The 21131-nt window shown below is 60.7% G+C and carries 16 protein-coding genes; 1 reads left to right on the top strand and 15 read right to left on the bottom strand.

All coding sequences use genetic code 11. From position 1 onward, the window contains the following. Window positions 1-30 precede the first annotated feature (30 nt). The 15 genes from C1717_RS00200 to C1717_RS00125 all read right to left on the bottom strand — a co-directional run bounded on the left by C1717_RS00200 (window position 31) and on the right by C1717_RS00125 (window position 20348). The gene (locus tag C1717_RS00200) at window positions 31-2385 is read right to left on the bottom strand and encodes a RelA/SpoT family protein (RefSeq protein WP_102371218.1); all 2355 of its coding nucleotides are present in this window, start codon (window positions 2383-2385) and stop codon (window positions 31-33) included. A gap of 9 nt (window positions 2386-2394) precedes the next feature. After that, window positions 2395-5778, bottom strand: coding sequence for a single-stranded-DNA-specific exonuclease RecJ (gene recJ / locus C1717_RS00195; protein ID WP_102371217.1), 3384 nt, complete (start codon window positions 5776-5778; stop codon window positions 2395-2397). A gap of 226 nt (window positions 5779-6004) precedes the next feature. Next, on the bottom strand, window positions 6005-7372 hold the full coding sequence (locus tag C1717_RS00190) for an alpha-amylase family glycosyl hydrolase (protein WP_102371215.1): 1368 nt from the start codon (window positions 7370-7372) through the stop codon (window positions 6005-6007). 781 nt (window positions 7373-8153) lie between these two features. Continuing rightward, a complete protein-coding gene (locus C1717_RS00185) occupies window positions 8154-8294 on the bottom strand; it encodes a rubredoxin-like domain-containing protein (RefSeq protein WP_102371214.1) in 141 nt (46 codons plus the stop codon). A gap of 171 nt (window positions 8295-8465) precedes the next feature. Continuing rightward, the gene (locus C1717_RS00180; RefSeq protein WP_102371212.1) at window positions 8466-8972 is read right to left on the bottom strand and encodes a flavin reductase family protein; all 507 of its coding nucleotides are present in this window, start codon (window positions 8970-8972) and stop codon (window positions 8466-8468) included. Between the two features lie 132 nt (window positions 8973-9104). Beyond that, window positions 9105-9575: an SsrA-binding protein SmpB gene (gene smpB / locus C1717_RS00175; protein WP_102371211.1), complete on the bottom strand. Its 471-nt coding sequence runs from the start codon at window positions 9573-9575 to the stop codon at window positions 9105-9107. Then, window positions 9562-10446 (bottom strand): hypothetical protein, encoded by an 885-nt coding sequence (locus tag C1717_RS00170; RefSeq protein ID WP_102371209.1) that lies wholly within the window; start codon window positions 10444-10446, stop codon window positions 9562-9564. Before C1717_RS00170 ends, smpB begins: the two co-directional genes overlap by 14 nt. A gap of 23 nt (window positions 10447-10469) precedes the next feature. Next, window positions 10470-12536, bottom strand: coding sequence for a ribonuclease R family protein (locus C1717_RS00165; RefSeq protein WP_102371208.1), 2067 nt, complete (start codon window positions 12534-12536; stop codon window positions 10470-10472). 135 nt (window positions 12537-12671) lie between these two features. Further along, window positions 12672-13589: a permease-like cell division protein FtsX gene (ftsX, locus tag C1717_RS00160; protein ID WP_102371207.1), complete on the bottom strand. Its 918-nt coding sequence runs from the start codon at window positions 13587-13589 to the stop codon at window positions 12672-12674. After that, window positions 13576-14745, bottom strand: coding sequence for a cell division ATP-binding protein FtsE (gene ftsE, locus C1717_RS00155; RefSeq protein ID WP_102371206.1), 1170 nt, complete (start codon window positions 14743-14745; stop codon window positions 13576-13578). The genes ftsX and ftsE overlap by 14 nt, the downstream gene beginning before the upstream one ends. A gap of 142 nt (window positions 14746-14887) precedes the next feature. After that, window positions 14888-15814: a transketolase family protein gene (locus C1717_RS00150; protein WP_102371205.1), complete on the bottom strand. Its 927-nt coding sequence runs from the start codon at window positions 15812-15814 to the stop codon at window positions 14888-14890. A 3-nt stretch (window positions 15815-15817) separates the two neighbouring features. Then, window positions 15818-16720, bottom strand: a complete 903-nt coding sequence (locus C1717_RS00145; RefSeq protein WP_102371203.1) for a transketolase — start codon at window positions 16718-16720, stop codon at window positions 15818-15820. Between the two features lie 302 nt (window positions 16721-17022). Further along, window positions 17023-17928: a YitT family protein gene (locus C1717_RS00140; RefSeq protein ID WP_102371202.1), complete on the bottom strand. Its 906-nt coding sequence runs from the start codon at window positions 17926-17928 to the stop codon at window positions 17023-17025. 261 nt (window positions 17929-18189) lie between these two features. After that, entirely contained in the window at window positions 18190-18516 is a 327-nt protein-coding gene (locus C1717_RS00135) for a helix-turn-helix domain-containing protein (protein ID WP_219722238.1), read from the bottom strand. Window positions 18517-19235: 719 nt separating this feature from the next. Then, window positions 19236-20348 carry a radical SAM protein gene (locus tag C1717_RS00125; RefSeq protein WP_102371197.1) on the bottom strand — a complete coding sequence of 371 codons (1113 nt, stop codon included), beginning with the start codon at window positions 20346-20348 and terminating at the stop codon, window positions 19236-19238. Between the two features lie 334 nt (window positions 20349-20682). Between C1717_RS00125 and C1717_RS00120 the strand changes: the two genes are divergently transcribed. Next, window positions 20683-21117 carry a hypothetical protein gene (locus tag C1717_RS00120; protein WP_102371196.1) on the top strand — a complete coding sequence of 145 codons (435 nt, stop codon included), beginning with the start codon at window positions 20683-20685 and terminating at the stop codon, window positions 21115-21117. The last annotated feature ends 14 nt before the right edge of the window (window positions 21118-21131 follow it).

Below are 21131 nucleotides of genomic sequence, written 5' to 3'. Positions count from 1 at the left end.
CCGCGGTCGTCGCCCAACGGAAGCGGTCTTCTAAGCGAAGGGCCTCAGGGTCTTGTTGCCCTCGCCTGGCATGAGGCGGCGCGCGTCGTAGACGCTCTCCACCCTGCCGATCGTGGCAAGCAGCGGATCGAGCCCGCTCGCATCGGAGATCTCGACCAAGAACCGTAGGATGGCAACGCCCTCGCCATCGGTCGAGGTGCTCGCCGAGAGGATATTGCCGCCCGCATCGCCGATCGCGATGGTCACGTCCTTGAGCAACCCCATGCGGTCCAGGCATTCGACCACGATCTCGACCTGGAAGGTGGCATCGGCGTCGTTGTCCCACTCGACGTCGATCATGCGCTCGGCATGCTCCATAAGGCCCTTCACGTTGGGGCAGTTCGCCCGGTGCACGGAGACGCCGCGACCGCGCGTGATGAAGCCCACGATCTCATCGCCTGCAACCGGGTTGCAGCAATGGGCAAGACGGACGAGCAGGCCGTCGCCGGACTGCCCCTTGACGATGACGCCCGAGTTGCGGCGAGCGCGGCGCTGGGGTTTGCGGTTCGAGCCGCGCGATGGCTGCTGCGCGGTTTCTGCCGGGATGACGTGGCGCGCGGAATCGAGCGGCTTGGGATCGAGAATCTGCTCCACGCGGTTCCCCACCATGCGCGACGGCACCTTGCCCGAACCGATCGCGGCGAACAGGTCCTCGATCGTACGATAGTTGAGATTCTCGCATACGGTGCTGAGCGCACGCGTAGATCGCGGTGTAGAGATGCCGAACCCTCGTTTGCGAAGGTCCTTGGCGAGGATATCGCGACCGGCAGCAGCGTCCTCGTCCTTGGTCGCCGCGGAGAAGTACCGCTTGATCTTGGAACGCGCCGAGGGCGTCTTCACGATGTTCAGCCAGTCACGCGACGGCTTGGCGTTCTTGTTGGTGAGGATCTGCACCTGATCGCCGGTGAGCAGCACGTGCGTGAGCGGTGCCACCGCGCCGTTCACCTTGGCACCGATGCAGTGGTTGCCCACTTCGGTATGAACGGCATAGGCGAAGTCAAGCGGTGTCGCGCCTGCGCGCAGGCTCATCACCTCGCCCTTAGGAGTGAAGACGAAGATCTCCTGGTCGTAGAGGTCGACCTTGAGGGAGTGCAGGAACTCCTTGGGATCGTCGATCTCGTCGGAGGCCGCCCAGTCGAGTGAATGCCTGAGCATGTTGATCTGGTCGTCCAGCCGCTGGGCATCGGAGGACTTGGTCGCCGTGGAGCCGCCGGACTTCTTGTAAAGCCAGTGGGCAGCGATGCCGTACTCCGCCTGCTCGTGCATCTCGTACGTGCGGATCTGGATTTCGAGCGGGCGCGCCGTGGGACCGATGACCGTCGTGTGAAGCGACTGGTAGTTGTTGGACTTGGGCATGGCGATGTAGTCCTTGAAGCGCCCCGGCATGGGGTGCCACAGCGAGTGGACCGCACCGAGCGCAGAATAGCAATCGCCCACCGAGCGGCAGATGACGCGCAGCGCCACCAGGTCGTAGATCTCGGAGAACTCCTTGCCCTTGCGCTTCATCTTCTGGTAGATGGACCAGTAGTGCTTGGAGCGCCCGTTGACCTGGAAGCCCTCCATACCCAAGTCATGAAGCTCGTCGGTGAGCACGCGAATCGTCTCGGCAAGGAAGCGCTCGCGAACCTCACGGCTCTCGGCCACCATCCGCGCGATGCGCTGGTATGACTCGGGCTCCAAGTAGAAGAAGGAGAGGTCCTCGAGCTCCCACTTGATGGAGCTCATGCCCAGGCGGTCGGCGAGCGGCGCGTAGACGTCCATGGTCTCGCGGGCCTTGAACAGCCGCCGATCTTCTCGAAGCGCCGCCAGGGTCCGCATGTTATGCAGACGGTCTGCGAGCTTGACGATGATGACGCGAACATCCTTCGACATGGCGAGGAACATCTTGCGCAGATTCAGCGCCTGTTTCTCGTCCATACTGTCGACCTCGATATTGGTGAGCTTGGTGACGCCGTCGACGAGTTCGGCGACCGTCTCGCCAAAGATGCCCTTCACGTCGGCGAGCGAGACCTCGGTATCCTCGACGGTGTCATGAAGCAGAGCCGCGCACACCACATCGCAGTCCATGTTGAGCTCCGCCAAGATGATTGCCACCTCAACGGGATGGTTGATGTAGAGCTCACCCGAACGCCGCTTCTGGCTCGCATGCTTCTCCGCGGCAAAGCAGTACGCGTGCTCGACCATGGCGTTATCGGCCTCGCTCATGTACTTGCTGCAGAGCTGCTGCAGGCGATCGAAGTTGTCGGCGCAGATCTCGGGCGGGAGCTCGCTAGCGGAGGTGTAGTGCGCCATTTGCGAGAACGAGGTGAGCGACGCATCGTGCGCCGCGCGCGTTGCAGCATCCATCGAGATCCCCTACCCTTCACGGCCTTCGGTGAACCGCTCCGACCACGGCACGATCGGACGGTTTACCTGTGCAAGCATATCACGAGCAGACGCCGTGAACGCCCAGTTGCGAAACGCAGTGAACGCCGAGCGCGTGCGCAAGCCCTCGAGATACCTGATGGAGCGCGTGAGCGCGATGTGCCCGGGCTGCTCGATCATCTTGATCGAGCGCGTACCGGCGCGGTCGCGCACCTGCGCGAACCCGAGCTCCTCGAAGATGGCGATGCCGCTCTCGACCGAACGCTCGTCCACCGGCGTGCGCGCATCGATTGCCAGGCACATGTTGGCGATGTCCACATCGCTTGCCGAGAAGCTCTGCTCCCCGGTTTTACCGCGGTGGGCGCGCCACATCGTTTGCAGCGCCCGGTAGAGCGTCACGAGCTCCTCGCGCTCGGGCGCGGCGGCGTCAAGCATGCGCTCGTTGATGCGAGCATCTCGCGTGGAGTAGAGCAGGTGGATGCAGGCCGGCTCGCCATCGCGCCCGGCACGGCCGCTCATCTGGTTGAACTCGGTCGCGGAGAACGGCATGTGGTAGAGAACCACATGCCGGATATCCGGCAGGTTCACTCCCTCGCCGAACGCGGAGGTCGAGACGATGCAGGTTAGGGCATCCGAGCGGAAGGCCTCCTCGACCCGAGCGCGCTCCTCGCGCGTGAGCCCGGCGTGGTAGAAGGCGATGCGCTGCGCGAGTTCGGGCACGCGTTTGCGCAGCGTCCGCACGAGCGTCATCGATTGGTCGCGCGAGTTCACGTAGACGACGCACTTCTCGCAGGTGGCGACGATGGAGACCAGCCGCATCTCGCGCGCCGCCGAGTCGCGGTCGTCCTCGAGCTCGAGGTTCTCGCGCACCGTCCCGTCGATGACCGTGTGCCCGATGGAGAGGAGCCGTCCGATTTCCTCCGCGCAGGAGGCATCGGCGGTCGCCGTGACGGCGAGCACGGTAGGGTTCCTGAGCGCCCGTATCACCTCGGGCAGCTCGAGGTAGGCCGAGCGCTCGCCGCTCTTGGCGCGCGCCGCATGATGCGCCTCATCAACCACGATGAAGCCGGTCCTTGCCGCCCCCGCGAAGCGCACACGATGAATGGCGAGAAACTCGGGCGTGGTGAGCACGATATCGAGCTTGCCGGCTGCATAGGCGGCGAAGGCGCGCTCGCGGGCGGCGTAGACCGTCTCGCCGGTGAGCACCGCCGCGCGAATTCCCAGGCGCGCGCAAGAGGAAACGAGATGGAACGCCTGGTCCGCGACGAGCGCGCGCAACGGGTAGACGAGGATGCTTCCGCGCCGGTTCGCGATTGCCTCGCGCGCAGCGTGAACTTGGAAGATCAGCGACTTTCCGCGGCCCGTGCCCATGACGGCAAGGGTGTTCTCACCCTCCGCTAGGGCATCGAGCGCCTCGCGTTGAGCGGGGTGCGGGGACGCTTCACCGATGAACTCGTGGATGAGGGTACGGGTGAGCTCGTCGTAGGAAAGGCTCTCCAGGGCGTGCCGACGCCGAGCCGCCTCATCGGGGCTTGCCGGGAGGGTAGCAGCCTGGACGTCGCGAGCAGCCGCTTCCTCGGTAAAGAGGGCGTCGCCATCCCCCGCGCTGGATTCTTCGGCAAGGCGTGCGACACCGTCCTCGAGGTGCGGCAGCTTCGCATCGCCCGGAGCGCGGCACAGGATATCCTTCACCATGAGCTTGGGCTTCACGCGCCCCTGCCAATGCTCGGCCACCGCCTCGAAGACAAGATCGACCACCGAATCGCAGGCGCACATCGAATCCACGTCGGGCACCCGGAACATGATGGCAGCAACGCTCGCCTGTCCATCCGTCGCCGTGAAACGCATATGGTCGCCGGTCTTACCCACGCAGAACCGGTCGGTCATGGAGACGCCGGTCGCGGCGAGCAGGGGGACCTTGTTTCCCTGGCCAAAGGGCTCCAGCAGGGAGATCTTCTCGATGGTATCGACATCGAGCTCGGAGAGGTGCACCACGGCAGCAATCTCGCCGGTATCCTCGAAGGCATCTTCCGGCAGCTCCGAAAGGACCGCATCGAGCCTCACCCGCAGCTCATCGAGCTTCTCAGCAGGAAGCGTGACGCCCACGGCGCCCGCATGTCCGCCGAAGCGCGTGAGCAGATCCGAGCATCGCTCGACAGCATCGAAGAGGTTCACCGCACCCACTGAGCGGCCCGAGCCGCGGGCGACCCCGTCCTCGATCGAGAACAGCAGCACCGGCACGTGGTAACGGTTGACGAGGCGACTTGCGACGATGCCCTTGACACCCTCGTGCCAGCCCTCGCCACCGACCACGATCACGCGGCCGCCGGTATAGGTCTCCTCGACACGGGCGACCGCCTCATCGGCAAGCGCGGCTTCGATGTCGCGTCGCTCCTGGTTGATGGCCTCGAGCTCCGACGCCAAGCGCCCTGCCTCGACCGGATCGCGCTCGAGAAGGAGGTTGAGGGCGAGCGCCGGGTCTGCCATGCGGCCGGCTGCATTGAGCCGCGGAATAAGGGAGAAGGAGAGCGCATCGGCGGTGATGGTTGAAAGGTCGGTGCGGGTGACCGCAGCCAGCGCGATGAAGCCCGGCCGTTCAGTCGAGCGCATCTGCGCGATGCCCTCGGCCACCAGCGCGCGATTCTCAGGCGTGAGCAGCATCATGTCCGAAACGGTTCCGAGCGCTGCCACCTCGATGTAGCGTCGCCACAGATCAGAAGCACCCAGGCGGGACCCCAAAGCCTGCACGAGCTTGAGCGCTACCCCCGCGCCGGCGAGCTCGTGCGAGGGGCCATTCGCCACCAGCTTGGGATCGGTGAGGGGAATCCCCTCTGGAACCATATCGGCTGGCTCGTGATGATCGGTGACCACCAGATCAACACCGCGCTCGGAAAGAAATGCGACTTCGTTACGGGCGGCGATCCCGTTGTCGACCGTCACTACGAGCGCGGGGTCGCACACCTCCATCACGCGATCGAGGGCTGTCTGAGAAAGGCCGTACCCCTCTTCGAACCGATGCGGAATGAACGGATGCACCGATGCCCCGAGCTCGCGAAGCGCCTCGGTGAGCAAGCAGGTCGAGGTGATCCCGTCGACATCGAAGTCACCGAATACCGCAATCCGCTCGCCATCGCGCACCGCACGCGCCACGCGCTCAACCACCGCAGGCATACCCGGAATATCCAGTGGATCCGCCCAATCGCGGTCCAGCGAAGGCGTCAGGAAGGCACGGCCTTCCTCAACGGACCCGATGCCGTGCGCCACCATGATGCGCGCGACAAGCGAGGGGACTCCGAGGCCCACGGCAAGGTCATCGGCAAGGCGCGGGTTCTCGGGAGCGAGGACCCACCGATGGGTGGTCTTAAGCGATGCCATGGGGCATCACCTCGACAGGCTCAGACGTAGCGGAAACAGAAGCGAAGCGTGCACAGACGAGGTCGCATACGAAGCGACCGCACGCACGGGAAATGCGTTTCATAGCGGCATCCTTGTAAAAGCGCCCGCTGCGGCGGGCTAGGCTGTTGTCCGCTGTCCATTATAGCCGCCGGGCAAACAAGCCCGTGCGTTTCCCGGCGAACGGTATATCCCGCTTCAGCAACCCCTAGCCGCGCGCGGCGAGATACCTCACCGAATAAGGCTCCAGCTCGATAGCGCCGTTGAGTTCGACGGGCTCCCCGTTCTCGATCAGATCGTCGAAGGTGCCCGCGAGCTCGCCTGCACTGAGATGCGCCGGCTGGGCGCTGGCGTTCACGGCGACGAGCACCCGCGCGCCTTCGCAAGCGCGCTCGAACAGCAGCTGTTCGCTCGCGATGACCACATTGCGGTAGCTGCCATAGGCAAGCGCCGCCGACGCCGGCGCGAGGGCGCCCGTCGTTGCATCTCGCGCGGTACGCGCCCTGATCAGCCGCTCGATGAAGGCAGTGACCTCGGTGTGCTCAGGCTGCTCGAGCGCGGGCCTCAGCGACCAGTCGCTACCAGCGCCCTTGACGCCTTCTATCCCCCACTCGCTGCCATAATACAGGCAGGGAATGCCCGGCATGCCGAAGAGCACGCCGTATGCGCAGGGAATATGTCCGGGATCTGCAAGGATGCTTGCCAGCCGCGTCACATCGTGGTTATCAGCGAACGAGAGGAGATGCATGCCGCGGTAGATGCACCAAGGATCGCCACCAAACTGGCGGTGCAGCGAATGGGCGATCTCGAACATGTTATGGGAGTTGAAACTGGAGTAGAGGCCCTTGTAGCACTCGTAATTCGTGCACGAATGAAGCATGCCATCGCCTACGAGCTGGCTGTAGTCTCCATGGAGGGTCTCGCCGATGAGCACGAACTCCCGACCGGGGCCCCCTTGCGCCCCGAGCTCATCCGCAAGCACGCGGAGCCGCCCTATGAACCCTCGATCCAACGAATAGGCGACGTCGAGCCTCAGGCCATCGATTCCAAACCGCTCGCGCCAGAAGCGCACGCAGTCCAGAAGGTACTCCACCACCTCAGGGTTGGTGAGGTTGAGTTTAACAAGCTCGAAATGACCCTCCCAGCCCTCGTACCAGAATCCATCCCCGTAAGGCGAATCGCCGTCGAAATTCGTGATGAACCAGTCGCGATAGCGCGAATCCCAGCCATGCTCTTTCAGATCCTCGAACGCCCAGAACTCACGACCAACATGGTTGAAAACGGCATCGAGCACGACGCGGATCCCGCGATTGTGCAGCTCGTCTACCACAAGCGCGAAATCATCTTCGGAACCGAGCCTGCAATCGATGCATCGGAGGTCGCGCGTATCATAGCCATGCGTGCTGGATTCGAACACCGGATTAAGCAGTACCGATCCGATACCGAGGTCGTGCAGGTAATCAGCCCAATCGATGATGCGCTTGATACGCGGCTCGAATATGCCGTCGTTTTCTTGCGGCGCCCCGCACAGACCCAGCGGAAAAATCTGATAGAAGATGCTCTCATACGCCCACATGATTTGCCCTCCCCATGCAGCTGCCCCTCAATCAACGGCATCATGCTCGCAGAATATCTCATATTCCGCATGCACCATAGACAAACGCACGCCGACCATGCATGCCGGCGGCAGTTCGCATACTCATTTTGACGGTTTATCAACGAGCACTCAAGCACGCTGTCAATTGGCACCGACGATATCCTCGATGCTTGCAGCGCGGGCTGGCTCTCTCCTCGACAATCAGCTGAAAGTAATGAAGAGGCCTCCAAATCGAAATAGGGCAGATCCATTGCACATTATTCGAATCTATGATCTTCTATCGCAATATAAATCCGTTTCTTTTTTGTCGTAAATTTATGCATTCTTTTAAACTCTTATCGTTAATATTATTCATTCTATAATACACATCGTAAGATATCTGCAATTATCAGATGGTTGTCGTAGTTTTATTTCATTAAATATAATAGTTATCAATTATTTTTACGATATGTATCACTATTTTGCAATTATTTTACGATTCCATTCGTTAAATGCGAGAATCTTACGTTGGAGCGGGACGGTGCGCGCCCGAGCGATGCCGCTTCCCAGCCGCCTTTAGGCCTCATGTACGGTTCAAGCCTTATCCGGCCAGCGCTCCCCATTTGCCCCAGGGCGAGACCGACTGTCCACGAGCGCCACCGAGAGCATGCCGAACTCCATACGCGACCCCTGCATCCAGCTCTTGCGTACAAGAAACAGGGCCGCGAGCGAACCCGCGACCCTGTTTGATCTGATGCTCGATATCGACCGTGCTCGGAGGCTACTCCTCCACCAGCTCGAACTGATCGGGACCGACTCCGCAAACGGGGCACACGAAGTCCTCAGGCAGCTCGGGAGTGTCGACCTCGACCTCGTAGCCGCAGACGACGCACACGAACTTGTAGGTCTTCTCGTCAGACATGGAAACCATCCTTTCGTAGGCGATGAAACTTATCCGCTAGTATATCCACACCGCGCCATCTCAAACGGCATAACACGCGATCAGGAAATCTTAAACATTTAGGACATAATCTCGATAACAGGAGCATTCGCCGCTCGGTGCACTCAAGCAGAAACTCATGCGCCAAGGCGCTTATGATGCCTGGTATGAAGAGGCCTTGGGCGGCGTCTTGCCTTTGAGCACCGCGTGGTAATAGCTGTAGGTGAGAGGCTCTTCGTCAGAAAGCACCCGAGCGTCTTCAACCTCGCCGATAAACAGCAGGTGCGTGCCCACATCGACGGTATCGATAAGGCGGCATGCGAGCAACGCGCAGACGTGTTCGGGGGAGTAGGGGCTCCCCACGGCAGATGTTTCGCAACCGTACTTCTCGAACTTGTCGTAGGTATCACTCGAACGGAACCCAAAGTTGCCGATATAGGGCATGTCCGCCGTCTTGTCGATAACGGTGATCGTGAAAGCCCCTGCATCGGCTATGACGCCAGCAGTGACGTTGTCCTTGTTCACCGCAACTGAAACCGCTGGCGGCGCGGCCGTTACCTGCACAGCCGTGTTCACCACGCAGCCGGCCCGCTTGCCCTCGGCCTCAGCCGAAACGACATAGAGACCGTAACTCATCTTGAAGAATGCCGAGAGATCCATGCGGGCTCCTTACCTTTGGGTGCAGATTAGGCCGTTGCCCGTATGGTACCCGATGGCAGCGCCTGCGCGCAGATGGATTCCGCGAACGCGCGACGCGAGGTGAAAGGCAGCTAGGATGGGCAACGCTAGCGCCTAGCGGTAGCGCTCCTTGAGGGCGCGCTCGATCTCGCGCTGCATGTCGCGCTTAGCCATATCCTCGCGCTTGTCGTAGAGCTTTTTGCCACGGCCAAGACCGAGCAGCAGCTTGACGCGACCGTTGGCGTCGAAGTAGAGCTCAAGCGGCACGAGCGCGTACCCGCGCGTACGGAGCTTCTCGTCAAGATGGTCTATCTCCTTGCGATGAAGCAGCAGCTTGCGGCGGCGCTCGGGATCGCGGTTGAAGATGGTGCCGTGGCTATAGGGGTGAATGTGCACGCCCACGAGCCAGCACTCGCCTCCGCGAATCAAAGCGAAGGTGTCGGTGATCTGGCAGGCGCGCTCGCGCAGGCTCTTCACCTCGGTACCGGTGAGGGCGACGCCGCACTCATAGGTCTCCTCGATGAAGTACTCATGCCGGGCAGAGCGGTTTTTGGCTATGGTCTTGCGCTCCCTACGCGTTGGCATCGCGATCCTCCTCGGAATTCTCACCGCGCTCGGCGGCAAGCTCGGCATCGGATTCATGAACGAGCTGGATGAGGGCCTTTACGACGTTCTCCCCCACCAAGTCGCGAGCGCGGAGCGTGAGCCGCGCCGCCTCGTTGCGATCGCCGGCGCGAGATGCATCCATGGCGCACATGATGAGGCAGATGGCAATCTCGGCATTGGGCTCGGTGGGGATACCTTGGGCGGCGAGCGCTGCGGTCGCCTCGTCTTCGCCAAGCTCAGCGGCATCGGATGCGACCTCCATGAGGTGCGTGATGAGCCTCCGCGTGACCATATCTTCTGGGGCGAAGCGCGCGGCGCGGCGAGCGCACCCCGCCGCAGCGGACGCCTCATCTTCATCGAGGAAGAACTCGCCTAAACCAGCGTACGCACGACCGACATGCGCCGCATCCGCCGCGCGCTCGAGCACGGAGAAAAGCAGCGATGCCCATTCGCGCCTGTCACCCAAGATGTGGAAAACTTCGGCGAGATCAAGTCGATAGGCACAGTGCATGGGGTTCCACCTGACCGCCTGCATGAGGGCATCACGCGCAAGAGCGTGCTCCTGGCTCTGGATGTAAGCGAAGGCCAGATCGGCATAGAGACGGTCAAAAGGCGCCCCCACCTGCACGAGCGTGCGTGGATCACCTTCTACGCGGCGGTATGCAAGGCGCTCGAAGGCGTCAGAGAAGCAGAAATACTGCACCTCGTCGGTGGTGGTGCACTCCGTCTCCACATACTCCTCGACGGCATCGCGCAGCTCGAGCAAGGCGGGCAGCGAGGCCTCGACATCGCCCTGTCCCAGGAAATTCTCTATACGGTTAAGGTCGCCCACATCGAACGGTAGGTCCATAGCCCCTCCTAGCGTCAAGGGTATCAGTGTAGCGTACGCGGGCCCGCGATGAGCGCGAGATCGAGATGCCCGCGCAGCACATCGCAGCGGAGCACCTCCGCAACCACCCGGTCGCCCGGCCGCACCAAGCGCCCGGTTGCCGAACCTGTGTAGGTGAGGGTCCGCTCGTCGAGGTCGAACCACTCGTCACCCAAATCGCGCACGTGGATGAGCCCCTCGGCATGGAAGTCATCAAGCCGTACGAACGCGCCAAGCTGATCCACCCAGGTCACCGTGCCGCGGAAGCGCTCACCCACCCGCCGAGAGAAGAAGCGGGCCACCTCGACCTTTTGCGATGCACGGGCGGCGGCGTCAGCGATGCGCTCTCGGTCGCTCGATGCGCTGCAGAGCTGTGAAGCGATTCGCTCCAAGCACTCGCGCCCCGCGCCGATGAGAGCACGGGAGCGCTCGCGGGCGGCGCGCTCGCCCAAGTGCTCGCGGACGAGCTCCACCTTAAGCGCCCGGTGCACCAGCAGGTCGGGATAGCGCCGGATAGGACTCGTGAAATGGCAGTAAGCATCCGCCCCCAGGGCGTAGTGCCCCTCGTTGCTCGGGCGATAGACCGCGCGTTGCATAGCACGCAGGAGCAACGCGTTCACCAGCTCTGCTGCCGGCGTCCCCGCAGCACGCGCAAGCACGGACCTCATGGCAGCCTGCTCGCCGAGCGAAATCTCCGCAGCCTCCGTACGGGTCGCTATCTGCAGCTCTGCCAGCGTCATCGCCGCATCATGCAAATGGTCGGGAGATGGCCGGTCGTGAACGCGATAGGCGCATACCGTACCGCGGTCGGCAAGCCATGCCGCCACGCATTCATTGGCGGCGAGCATTGCCTCCTCGATCAGGCCAGTCGCCTCGGTCCGCTGTCGGCTCACGAGATCCACGGGCTCACCGTCATCACCGAGCAAGGCATGGACCTCGACGGTATCGAAATCGACCGCCCCGCGATCGAAGCGGATCTGGCGCCGCAGGCGCGCCAGCTCTGCAGCATCCGCTAAGAACGATGCGAGATCCACGCCCTCCGCCGCCGAAGCGCTCACCTCGTCTGCCGCCGACGAAGCATCGCCACGGAGCAAGGCGTCCGCCTGCTCGTAGGAAAGGCGCACCCGCGAGCGCATCGCACTGGGATAGAACTCGCTGGTACGCAGGCGTCCCTGGCGATCGAAGCGCATGGCGGCCGTGAATGCGAGACGGTCCTCGCCGGGGCGCAGCGAGCACAGATCGCAGGAGAGCCGCTCCGGCAGCATTGGCAGCACGCGATCGGCCAGATAGACAGAGGTCGCGCGGCGGCGCGCCTCCAGATCGATCGCATCTTCCCAGCCCACGTAGTGCGAGACGTCGGCGATGTGCACCATGAGCGCAAAACCGCCATCCGCCGTTCGCTCGATCGAGATGGCATCGTCGAAATCCCGCGCATCCACCGGATCGATCGTAAGCGCGAAGCGGTCGCGCAAGTCGCGGCGGAGCGGGTCGGCGAGCGCGCCATCGATATCGAGGTCGAGCTCATCGGCAGCGCTTGTTGCCGCCTCGGGATAACCATCCTCGAGGTCGTAGCGCGCCATGATGCAGCGAATCCCTAGATCGGGCGCATCGGCATCACCAATCCTGCGCTCGATGGTCACGACCCCCGACTCATAACGCGAAGGATAGCTCTCGATGCGCGCGCTCACCACGTCGCCCTCATGCACGCCGAGCTCCTGAGCTGAGCGATCGCGCGGCAGGACGAAGAAGTCTGCCTTGAGGCGCGTGTCAAGCGGACGCACGCAGCCCAGGGGACCGGCAGGCGCATACGTGCCCACAACGGAAGCCGCCGCGCGCTCGACAACGCTCTCGACGACCGCGCGCCGCTCGCCACGGTGCCCGCGGTGCATGCTTATGGCAACGACATCGCCCGCCATAACCTGGCGCAGCGAGCTCCCAGCAAGTTTGAAGGAGCCCTCAGCCGTCTCGACCATGCCGCCGGCATCGGAAAGCCGAACGGTACCGGTAAGGCTCGGACGACGCTGGCTGCGCGTCGGTTTGCGCCGATTGGTTGCGCGTCGCTTGCGTCCCATGGGATCACTCCTTCCCATCGATTCGACCGCGTCCCATCAATAGAGCAAAAGGCCGGCCCCCTTGACACCCCATGCGACTTAATCGTCTCCATGCGGTGGCAAGGAAAGGCCGGCCCCAATACAGCCTGCAGGCGGCTACACCTTGAGGTAGCGCCTCATGGCGATCGCGGAGCCAAACAGGCCGATCACGATACCAACGATCACGAGGGCGCCGTACGTCATGAGGAAGACGTCGAGCGGCACATCGAACGACAGCCAGCTCACCATCGTGTGCAAGCGCGGCATGAGCAGGTTGCGGATGAGCTCGAGCACGCCGATCGAGAGGGCAGCGCCGAGCAGGGCCTGCAGCACGCCCTCCGTGATGAACGGCCCGCGGATGAAGCCGTTCGAAGCGCCCACGAGGCGCATAATCGCGATCTCGCGACGACGCGCGGTGATGGAGAGGCGAATCGTGTTGTTGATGAAGATGAAGGCGATGAACGTGAGCAGCGCCACGAGCACGATGAGCGCGACGCGGATGTAGCCGGTGATCTGGAAGAGGCGACCGACCTCCTCCTGGCTGTAAAGCACGCTGCCTTCAACGTCGCCGCCGTCAGCGATCGCCTGGAAGCCAGGATCATCCTTGATCTGCTGGGCCATGGCCTCAACCTGGGAGGAGTCCTCCATCTCGATCACGAACGAGCGCGGAAGCGGGTTCTCACCGTCGAGCGCGGAAAGCGTGGAGTCGGCATTATCCGTCATGCCCTGCCAAGCCTCGAGCGCCTCATCCTTGGTGCGGAAGTCGACGTGCGCGACGTTGTCCCAGCTCTCAAGCGTGGCACGGAACGCCTCGACATCCTCATCGGATGCCTCGTCCGAAATGAACGCGTTGATGGTGACCGAGTCCTCGATCGTACCGATGGCCGAGGTGATCATGGCGGAACCGATGATGAACAGGCCGATGATGAACAGCGACAGGAAGATGGTGATGACTGCGCCGACCGACGTGGTCCAGTTGCGGCCGAAGTGGCTGAAGGCCTCGCGCAGCGAGTAGCCAAGGTTAGAAGGAGCCATAGTTACCGTAGCCTCCCCTCTCCTGGTCGCGGATGACATGGCCTGCTTCGAGCGCGATGACGCGCCGGTGCATGGAGTCGACCATCTCGCGGTCATGGGTGGCCACGATGACCGTGGTGCCCGTACGGTTGATGCGCTCCAAGAGCTTCATGATACCGAGCGAGATCGCCGGGTCGAGATTGCCCGTGGGCTCGTCGCAGATGAGCAGCGGCGGGCGGTTGACCATGGCGCGCGCGACGTTCACGCGCTGCTGCTCGCCACCGGAGAGCTGGTCGGGGCGAGATTTCATCTGGTCGCCGAGGCCCACAAGGCGAAGCACCTCGGGCACCTGCGAGCGGATGACGCCACGCGGCTTGCCGATGCACTCAAGCGCGAAGGCCACGTTCTCGTACGCCGTCTTGTTGGGCAGCAGACGGAAGTCCTGGAAGACGATGCCCATCTGGCGGCGCAGATAGGGGACCTTGCGGTTGCGAATGCGGGTGAGGTCCTGCCCCGCCACGATCACGCGGCCGGAGGTGGGCTTGACCTCGCGCATGATGGTGCGTAGGAGCGTCGACTTGCCGGAACCCGAGTGACCTACGAGGAAGACGAACTCTCCCGGATAGATCTCGAGGTTGACGTCCTCGAGCGCGGGCTTGTTGGGCTGTGCCGGATAGACCTTGGTAACATGCTCCATCAAGATCACGGGCTCGACGCCGGCATCGCGCGCCATCTTCTTGCGCGACTCGCCTATCGGTGCGAAGACGGACGTGAAGTCCGAGCTCTCGAGCGCATTGTCGAGCGAGGCGACCTCATCTGCCTGGTCGGCGGTGACCGCGGGTACCGCGGGAACGGTGACATCGGGCACGCGCACTCCGGCGCTCGCCATGAAGGCACCGGTATCGCCCGGGGCAACCGAGCCCGAAGCTGCGGGCGTAGGAACATTGAGGATGGGGTTCGGCGGCGCCGCGCCCGCCACCACGTCGTCACTGGACGGATGATAGGCGAATGGGTCCTGCGCCAAGTCGGCGTCGAGGGGCGACACCGCAGACGAGGGAACGTTCAGCGAAGGCTGCTGAGCCGGTTCCGAGGAGTACGCGAAGTGCGAAGCAGGCTGCGCTTCCTGATGCAGCGGAGCATCCTGCTCGTCACTCGGCTTGCGAAAGTGGCTTCCCACAGAGGCTCCTTCAAGTCGTGCGATTGAACTACAGACGCGACATATTGTAGCAGGAACGGTACATATGCACAGAAACAGCAACGGACGCCGCCGCCCAGATGCAGGCTGCGGCGTCCGATGGATGACGCTCCGATGTGGATCGCTAGGCCTTCAGCACCTCGCGCACGCGCGCGGCGATGCCGTCGGCATCGATGCCGTAATGCGCGAGCAGCTCGGCAGCCGAACCGGACTGGCCGAACGTCGTGAGGCCGAGGCGCGTCACCTGGACGGGGTGCTTCTCGCTCAGGAGCTCAGCCACAGCGGAACCCATGCCGCCGTAGATGCTGTGCTCCTCGACCGTGAGCACGCGCCCGCACTTAGCGGCGGATGCAACGATGGTCTCCTCATCAAGCGGCTTCACGCTCATAACGTCCACGACCTCGGCAGAGATGCCCTCAGCTGCGAGCTCCTCGGCAGCCTTGAGGGCATGCGCCACCTCGACGCCGCACGCCATGATCGAGATGTCCGCGCCCTCCCGAACCACGTTTGCGAAAGGCAGCTCGCACGTGAAGTCGTCGCCGTACACCTCGGGCAGCGGCTCGCGGCCTAGACGCACGTAGAAGGGGCCGGGGGTCTGGGCCGCCAGACGGATGGCCGCCTTGGCGCTCGCATAGTCCGCCGGCACGAGCACGCGCATGCCGGGCAGCACGCGCATGAGCGCGATGTCCTCGAGCATCTGATGCGTGGCGCCGTCGGCGCCCACGGTGATGCCCGCGTGCGTGGGGCAGACCTTCACGTTGAGGCCGGAATCGCACACGGTGTTGCGAATCTGCTCGTAGCAGCGGCCAGAGCCGAACACGGCAAACGAGCCCGTGAAGACTGTGCGCCCGGTGAGCGCGAGGCCCGACGCTACGCCGATCATGTTCTGCTCGGCGATGCCGACGTCGACCAAACGGTCGGGATATGCCGCACCGAGCTTCGCGGTGGTGGTGGAGCCGCACAGATCGGCGTCGACCGCCATGATGTCCATGCCCGCTTCAACGAGCTCGATGAGCGTTTCGCCAAATGCAGCACGTGTTGCCTTAGCCATCGCTTACGCCTCCTTACCGGCGCAGGCGAGCTTGTCGCCGGCCGCATCGATCTCTGCCAGGGCGGCCTCTGCCTGCTCGGCACTCGGCGCGTTCCCGTGCCAGCTCACCTGGTCTTCCATGAAGGAGACGCCCTTGCCCTTGATGGTGGTGCAGATGATGGCTGTGGGCGCGCCCTCGTGCGCAACAGCTTCCTCAAGCGCCGCACGAACCGCCGGCACGCTGTTGCCATCGGCGACCATGATGACGTTCCAGCCGAACGCCTCGAAGCGCGCGTCGAGCGGCTGCACCGCGCACACGTCGCTCACGTGCCCGTCGATCTGCAAGTTGTTGCTGTCGACGATGGCAACAAGGTTGTCGAGGCCCTTGTGCGAAGCGAACATCGCGGCCTCCCAGTTCTGGCCCTCCTGGAGCTCGCCGTCGCCCAGAAGCGCGAACACGCGACGAAGCTCACCGCCATCGCGAGCCGCATCGAGCTTGAAGCCAAGCGCCATACCGGAAGCGACCGAAAGGCCCTGACCCAGGGAGCCGGTACAAACCTCGACACCGGGGCAGGCATGGCAATCGGGATGGCCCTGCAAACGCGAACCGAACTTGCGCAGGGTGACGAGCTCCTCGCGCGGCAGATATCCCACCTGGGCGAGCACCGCGTAGAGGGCAGGTGCCGCATGTCCCTTGGAGAGCACGAAGCGATCGCGCTCGGCGCACTCCGCATCGGCGGGGTCATACCCCATCACGCCGGAGAAATAGAGTGTCGCCAGGATGTCCGTCGCGGAGAGCGATCCACCCGGGTGACCGCTGCCCGACGCTGCGAGCATCTCGATCTCGTCGTAGCGCATGCGGTTGGCGATGAGGGCGATCTCCTCGTCGCTCCGCGCACAGGCACACCTGAGCTGTTCAGTTGCCATGTCCATCCCTTCGATGTAGGAAGTCTGTAAAGACGCGTTCATCATAGCAGCTACAGCCCATCCCATAGAACCGGCACGGCTCTGCACCATCTTTTCGCAATGTGCGGGAATGCTTCACGAAGATCCCAGCGAAACCCGTTCTGTCGATAGTGGCAGGGAACAACCAGTACGAGATTCTTTGTCGGCTGCCTAGAAGCCCGCCTTGGAAACAGCGACCCATGGACCACCGACGTCATGTGCCGGGGTTCTTGCTTCATGAGATATCGAGCCTCTGTAAACCACGATATCCGATGCCGAAGCGCCTACGCTCCGAACTCCTTAAAGCCCTCTCCGAGCGCCTCGTTCACATCGGTGATGATTACAATGGCATCGCGGTCCCGCTCGAAGACGATCGCCTTGAGGTATGAGACCTCGCGCGGGCTCAACACGACCATGAGCATGGGGCGCTTCTCGCCGCTCCACATACCGATGGCGTCCAAGCACGTCACACCTCGCACCATGCCGTGCATGATGTCATGTGCGATCTCGTCGTAGCTGCTCGAGATGATGAACGCCGCGCGCTCGCGGTTCCCGCCGTCCACCACCATGTCGATGACGTATCCAGAAAGCACCATGGAGAGCGCCGCGTAGAGCGCGTTCGTGAGGGAGAACACCGGGATGGACGCCGCGCACACGGCAACGTCGAGCGCCATGACCGTACCGCCCACGGGAAACGATGTCTTGCGCGAGATGATCTGCGCGATGGTGTCCGACCCGCCGGTGTTGCCGCCCGCACGGAACACCAAGCCATAGCCGATACCCGAGATGATGCCGCCCCAGAGTGCGGAGAGCACAAGCTCGCCCTGCTCCATCATGTCCGCGAGTGGCATAAAGAGATCGCAGAAGAAACCGAAGAGCATGAACCCTGTGATGGTCTGAATGGCATAGCGAACGCCACCTGTACGCAACACGAACAGGAGCAGCAACGCGTTCATCACAATGGTTTGGAGGCCGATGGGAAGGTAGAAACCGTTCGCATCCGCAACGGCAGAGAGGATGGTCGCAAGGCCGGTGAGCCCACCCGCCGCAAGGCCGTTCGGAACCATGAAGAGGTCCACAGCGAGCGCGGCAACAGCGCAGCCGGCAACCACAAGTGGCAGATCGCGCACGAAGCTCGAACGGATTAGGCGCTTGATGCGCTCCCTGGTTTGCCTAGGCTTGCTTGCCATGGCCCGCTCCTCTCTGCGCACGGCCGCCGCTACGCGGCGCACCGCCGTACCCTAACAGGCGCATGACATCGGATGATATGCATCTGGAGGCCGTGGCGGGCAGCAGCCGCCATCTGGCCAAGAGGATTGTAGCACTCAGAACCACTGCCGGTAATCCCGCTGGAACAAAAACGGCTTATCAAACCCTTCAGTGCTGAGCTTAAAATCCCGAATGCAGGGAATTGCCGAAGGGCTCAGAAGCCGCCAGAACCAGAGATCCCATCAATCATCTGGCAGTGAAGGGAGGCTGCTAAGCCACGTTTTGTACTCTTCATCGTCCAGCCAGTCAATAATGTCTCCAGGCTTGCACCTAAGTGCCTTGCATAGCCCCTCAAGGGTTGAGAACCTTATCCCCTTTAGCTTACCGGTTTTGATTCTGGATATGTTCACAGGGGAGATACCGACCAACTCAGCCAACTCAACAGAACTAATCTTCCGGTCAGCCATTACACGATCTAACCTCATAACAATCGGCACAACATGCTCCCTGCTCACAACACGCAGAAAATCAAAGAATATTATCTGCTTCTTCCTGCAGAACTCTTCCATATTCAAATATTGTCGAGAATACGAAAAATACCACAGCTACAGATATTGCGCGTATGTCGAGCATCGGTTCAACGGCCTCAAGCACGATACCGTCATTCATAATCGGAGGAAAGCTAATTGAAGGAAGAAGCAATCCAAAGAGAGCGTATAGCAGATGAGCAGTTCCTATGGATATCAGGCGAAAAGTTTGAATGTTACTAAAAATGGACCTGCTTCGAACAATGGACAATGCAAACGAAATGATGAGAAATAGGGAGCAGATGTCCATGAGGTTCATGAGTACGGATACAACAATATATTGCCATGCGGCTGCGGACCCAATAAGGGTCCGTGACTCTACTACCAGTTGTATCTCAAAGATGCTGCATATCGTATTAAACAGACAACCGACAACTAAAATCGCAGAGAGCACAGTGAGCAATATCGTCAGCCGTTTACCCCGGCGGCGCCCCCATCCATTTACCTCTCTAGGGATCTCAGGCATTCCAGCGCTCCAATGTCGTCAGAAACCTATTTTGATTCCTCCAATTATCCAACATGGTTTTCTGCAACTACCACACTCAATCACGAATAGCATTGTTCTGTTCTCCTAACACGCTCGACAAGAACTCAGTAATTTTGAAATCAATCCTCTGTGAATAGTATGCGCAATATGGATCCTTTCCTTCGGCGAATCCCTCATTCAAAAACATCCGTGCCCTGCATCCTCCTCCGCAAATCTATCGATTGCTGCATGTATTACAATCGTCCAATTCGTCGACCGTAGGCAGCAACATTTTTGACAGAGCGCTCTGAATATCCTTCGCTGAATCCAAGAAAGCATTTCCACAGCAATATTCCGGATAGTGAAGCATGTGGCAGGGGTACACGTTCCCCTCTGCCGAGATGCTAAGCGTTGTTATTCCCGCGCCACATTGTTTGCATGCGCGCAAACTCCACTCCGAAATGTCCGGAGATATGGTGCTTATATCCTCCCATTCGCCAACTTCATGCATGACGCGCGCCAAAAGCCTTAACCGATCGTCAGTTGGAAATAATTCCCCAAGCATCTCTCTTTTGCCACTTAACAGGCTAAAACCTACCGTTGCTCCACTCTGCTTCCCAAATTCCAACATCTCTGGCACATCGCCAATATTCTCAGCATGCAGCGTAAATAGAATATGGGGGCGTATTCCTGCCTCGGCGATTCTCTTAACTGCCTGCTTGATTTGATTGACTCGGCAATCGTTTCCAAACGGACTTCGAACCCAATCCCCCGTATTGTTAAACGATACCGATATGACATCAACACAATCCGAGAGCAATTCAAGCGCGCTCGGAGCACAAAGCGTACCGTTTGTCAGGACATTAACCGATTGAATACCGACATCGTTTGCATAGGCAACCAAAGCAGGCAGGTCATCGCGGAGGAAAGGCTCTCCTCCAGATACCACCAGCTGTGATATCCCAATCTTAGCTAGTACTCGAAGCGAGTGGGCAAGCTCATCATAAGTAGGGTCAATGCTATCGTTGCGATTGTTCGTATATGAATAATATCCTTTGCAAGCCATATTGCATCGATTGGTAACATGCAGGTAAGCGGTCTCAAGCCTCGAAGCTGTTTCCGCGGAACTCTCCTTACCTTCGTCCACCACAAAACCGTTGCGAACGAGATATTCTAGAAGCATCGTTTGCCCGACAGAAACAGCGTCAGCACCACAGCAACCACTGCCCAACGCATCGCAAAGCTTTATTCCATCCTCAGTGAGCCCGACAATTGCCCCAGTTACAGTGTTTCCGATTACGGGCACGTCACCTAAAGAAAAGCGAGTGACAGCATTAGAAAACTGCATATACGCCTACATCCAGTCTATATATTGGATAATGCATTATTAATTTCTTATATTATTTCTGACTTTATCGAGTACCATTGACCCCCTATAATCTACCGCTCAACCTATAACATAATATTTTATGTTATTTCTAATATATATTACATATATGGCTAGCCTTGGAACTCTTTTATCAAGGGAGGTCACCATGCAAACAAAGATTGACCCTCGTTCATTTTTAGCGGCCGCAGTTTTGGGCTGTTCAAGCATCCTTGTCCCACGTGAAGCGTTTTCTATAGCGTTGAACTGAACAAGCGGCGCGTTTAGCGATATCATGCTTCAGCGAAAAAAACCAATGTGGGCAGCTCTTTTGATCGTCTGTAGCTTATGCCTCAATCTTTACCTTGCAAACTACAGCATCCTGTACCGCCATATGCAGAATGGCGCGCTCAATGGGTTCAGCATCGTTGGCTCATATCAATCGGTTGGGACGCAACATGTCAGCTTGTCGATGATTGAACGCGAGCGCGAAGGGCCATCTACCGAAACGCTTCGTGAATGGCAGCTCGTGGAATATGACGGTACGGTGCTGGAAGGCCATTTCCGTCCATTGGGAGACCCGAACATCTTCGTGCTCACAACAGTCGATGGAAAACGTTTGGGAATCGCCCACCTATCCTATTCGACACCAAACGGGACCGACGGTGCGCTGTATCTTGTCGAGGAAGATGGCACGACTACCCAGTTCGCGAAAACAAGCGATATTCCCGGCTTCCTTGCGCTGGAATAGCAGCGAGCGGGCGT

The organism is Enorma phocaeensis, assembly GCF_900186505.1.
Taxonomy (GTDB): Bacteria; Actinomycetota; Coriobacteriia; order Coriobacteriales; family Coriobacteriaceae; genus Enorma; species Enorma phocaeensis.
The sequence above is the reverse complement of the archived record's forward strand: the minus strand, read 5'-3'. Positions and strand labels throughout refer to the sequence as shown.

Coding starts and splice junctions, on each gene's coding strand:
- C1717_RS00120 (WP_102371196.1), top strand. CDS start 20,683: ATGTGGGCAGCTCTTTTGATCGTCTGTAGCTTATGCCTCAATCTTTAC.
- C1717_RS00190 (WP_102371215.1), bottom strand. CDS start 7,372: ATGTGGGCGTATGAGAGCATCTTCTATCAGATTTTTCCGCTGGGTCTG.
- C1717_RS00135 (WP_219722238.1), bottom strand. CDS start 18,516: ATGGAAGAGTTCTGCAGGAAGAAGCAGATAATATTCTTTGATTTTCTG.
- C1717_RS00165 (WP_102371208.1), bottom strand. CDS start 12,536: ATGGGACGCAAGCGACGCGCAACCAATCGGCGCAAACCGACGCGCAGC.
- C1717_RS00140 (WP_102371202.1), bottom strand. CDS start 17,928: ATGGCAAGCAAGCCTAGGCAAACCAGGGAGCGCATCAAGCGCCTAATC.
- C1717_RS00150 (WP_102371205.1), bottom strand. CDS start 15,814: ATGGCTAAGGCAACACGTGCTGCATTTGGCGAAACGCTCATCGAGCTC.
- C1717_RS00170 (WP_102371209.1), bottom strand. CDS start 10,446: ATGGACCTACCGTTCGATGTGGGCGACCTTAACCGTATAGAGAATTTC.
- recJ (WP_102371217.1), bottom strand. CDS start 5,778: ATGGCATCGCTTAAGACCACCCATCGGTGGGTCCTCGCTCCCGAGAAC.
- smpB (WP_102371211.1), bottom strand. CDS start 9,575: ATGCCAACGCGTAGGGAGCGCAAGACCATAGCCAAAAACCGCTCTGCC.
- C1717_RS00145 (WP_102371203.1), bottom strand. CDS start 16,720: ATGGCAACTGAACAGCTCAGGTGTGCCTGTGCGCGGAGCGACGAGGAG.
- ftsX (WP_102371207.1), bottom strand. CDS start 13,589: ATGGCTCCTTCTAACCTTGGCTACTCGCTGCGCGAGGCCTTCAGCCAC.
- C1717_RS00200 (WP_102371218.1), bottom strand. CDS start 2,385: ATGGATGCTGCAACGCGCGCGGCGCACGATGCGTCGCTCACCTCGTTC.
- C1717_RS00125 (WP_102371197.1), bottom strand. CDS start 20,348: ATGCAGTTTTCTAATGCTGTCACTCGCTTTTCTTTAGGTGACGTGCCC.
- C1717_RS00185 (WP_102371214.1), bottom strand. CDS start 8,294: ATGTCTGACGAGAAGACCTACAAGTTCGTGTGCGTCGTCTGCGGCTAC.
- C1717_RS00180 (WP_102371212.1), bottom strand. CDS start 8,972: ATGGATCTCTCGGCATTCTTCAAGATGAGTTACGGTCTCTATGTCGTT.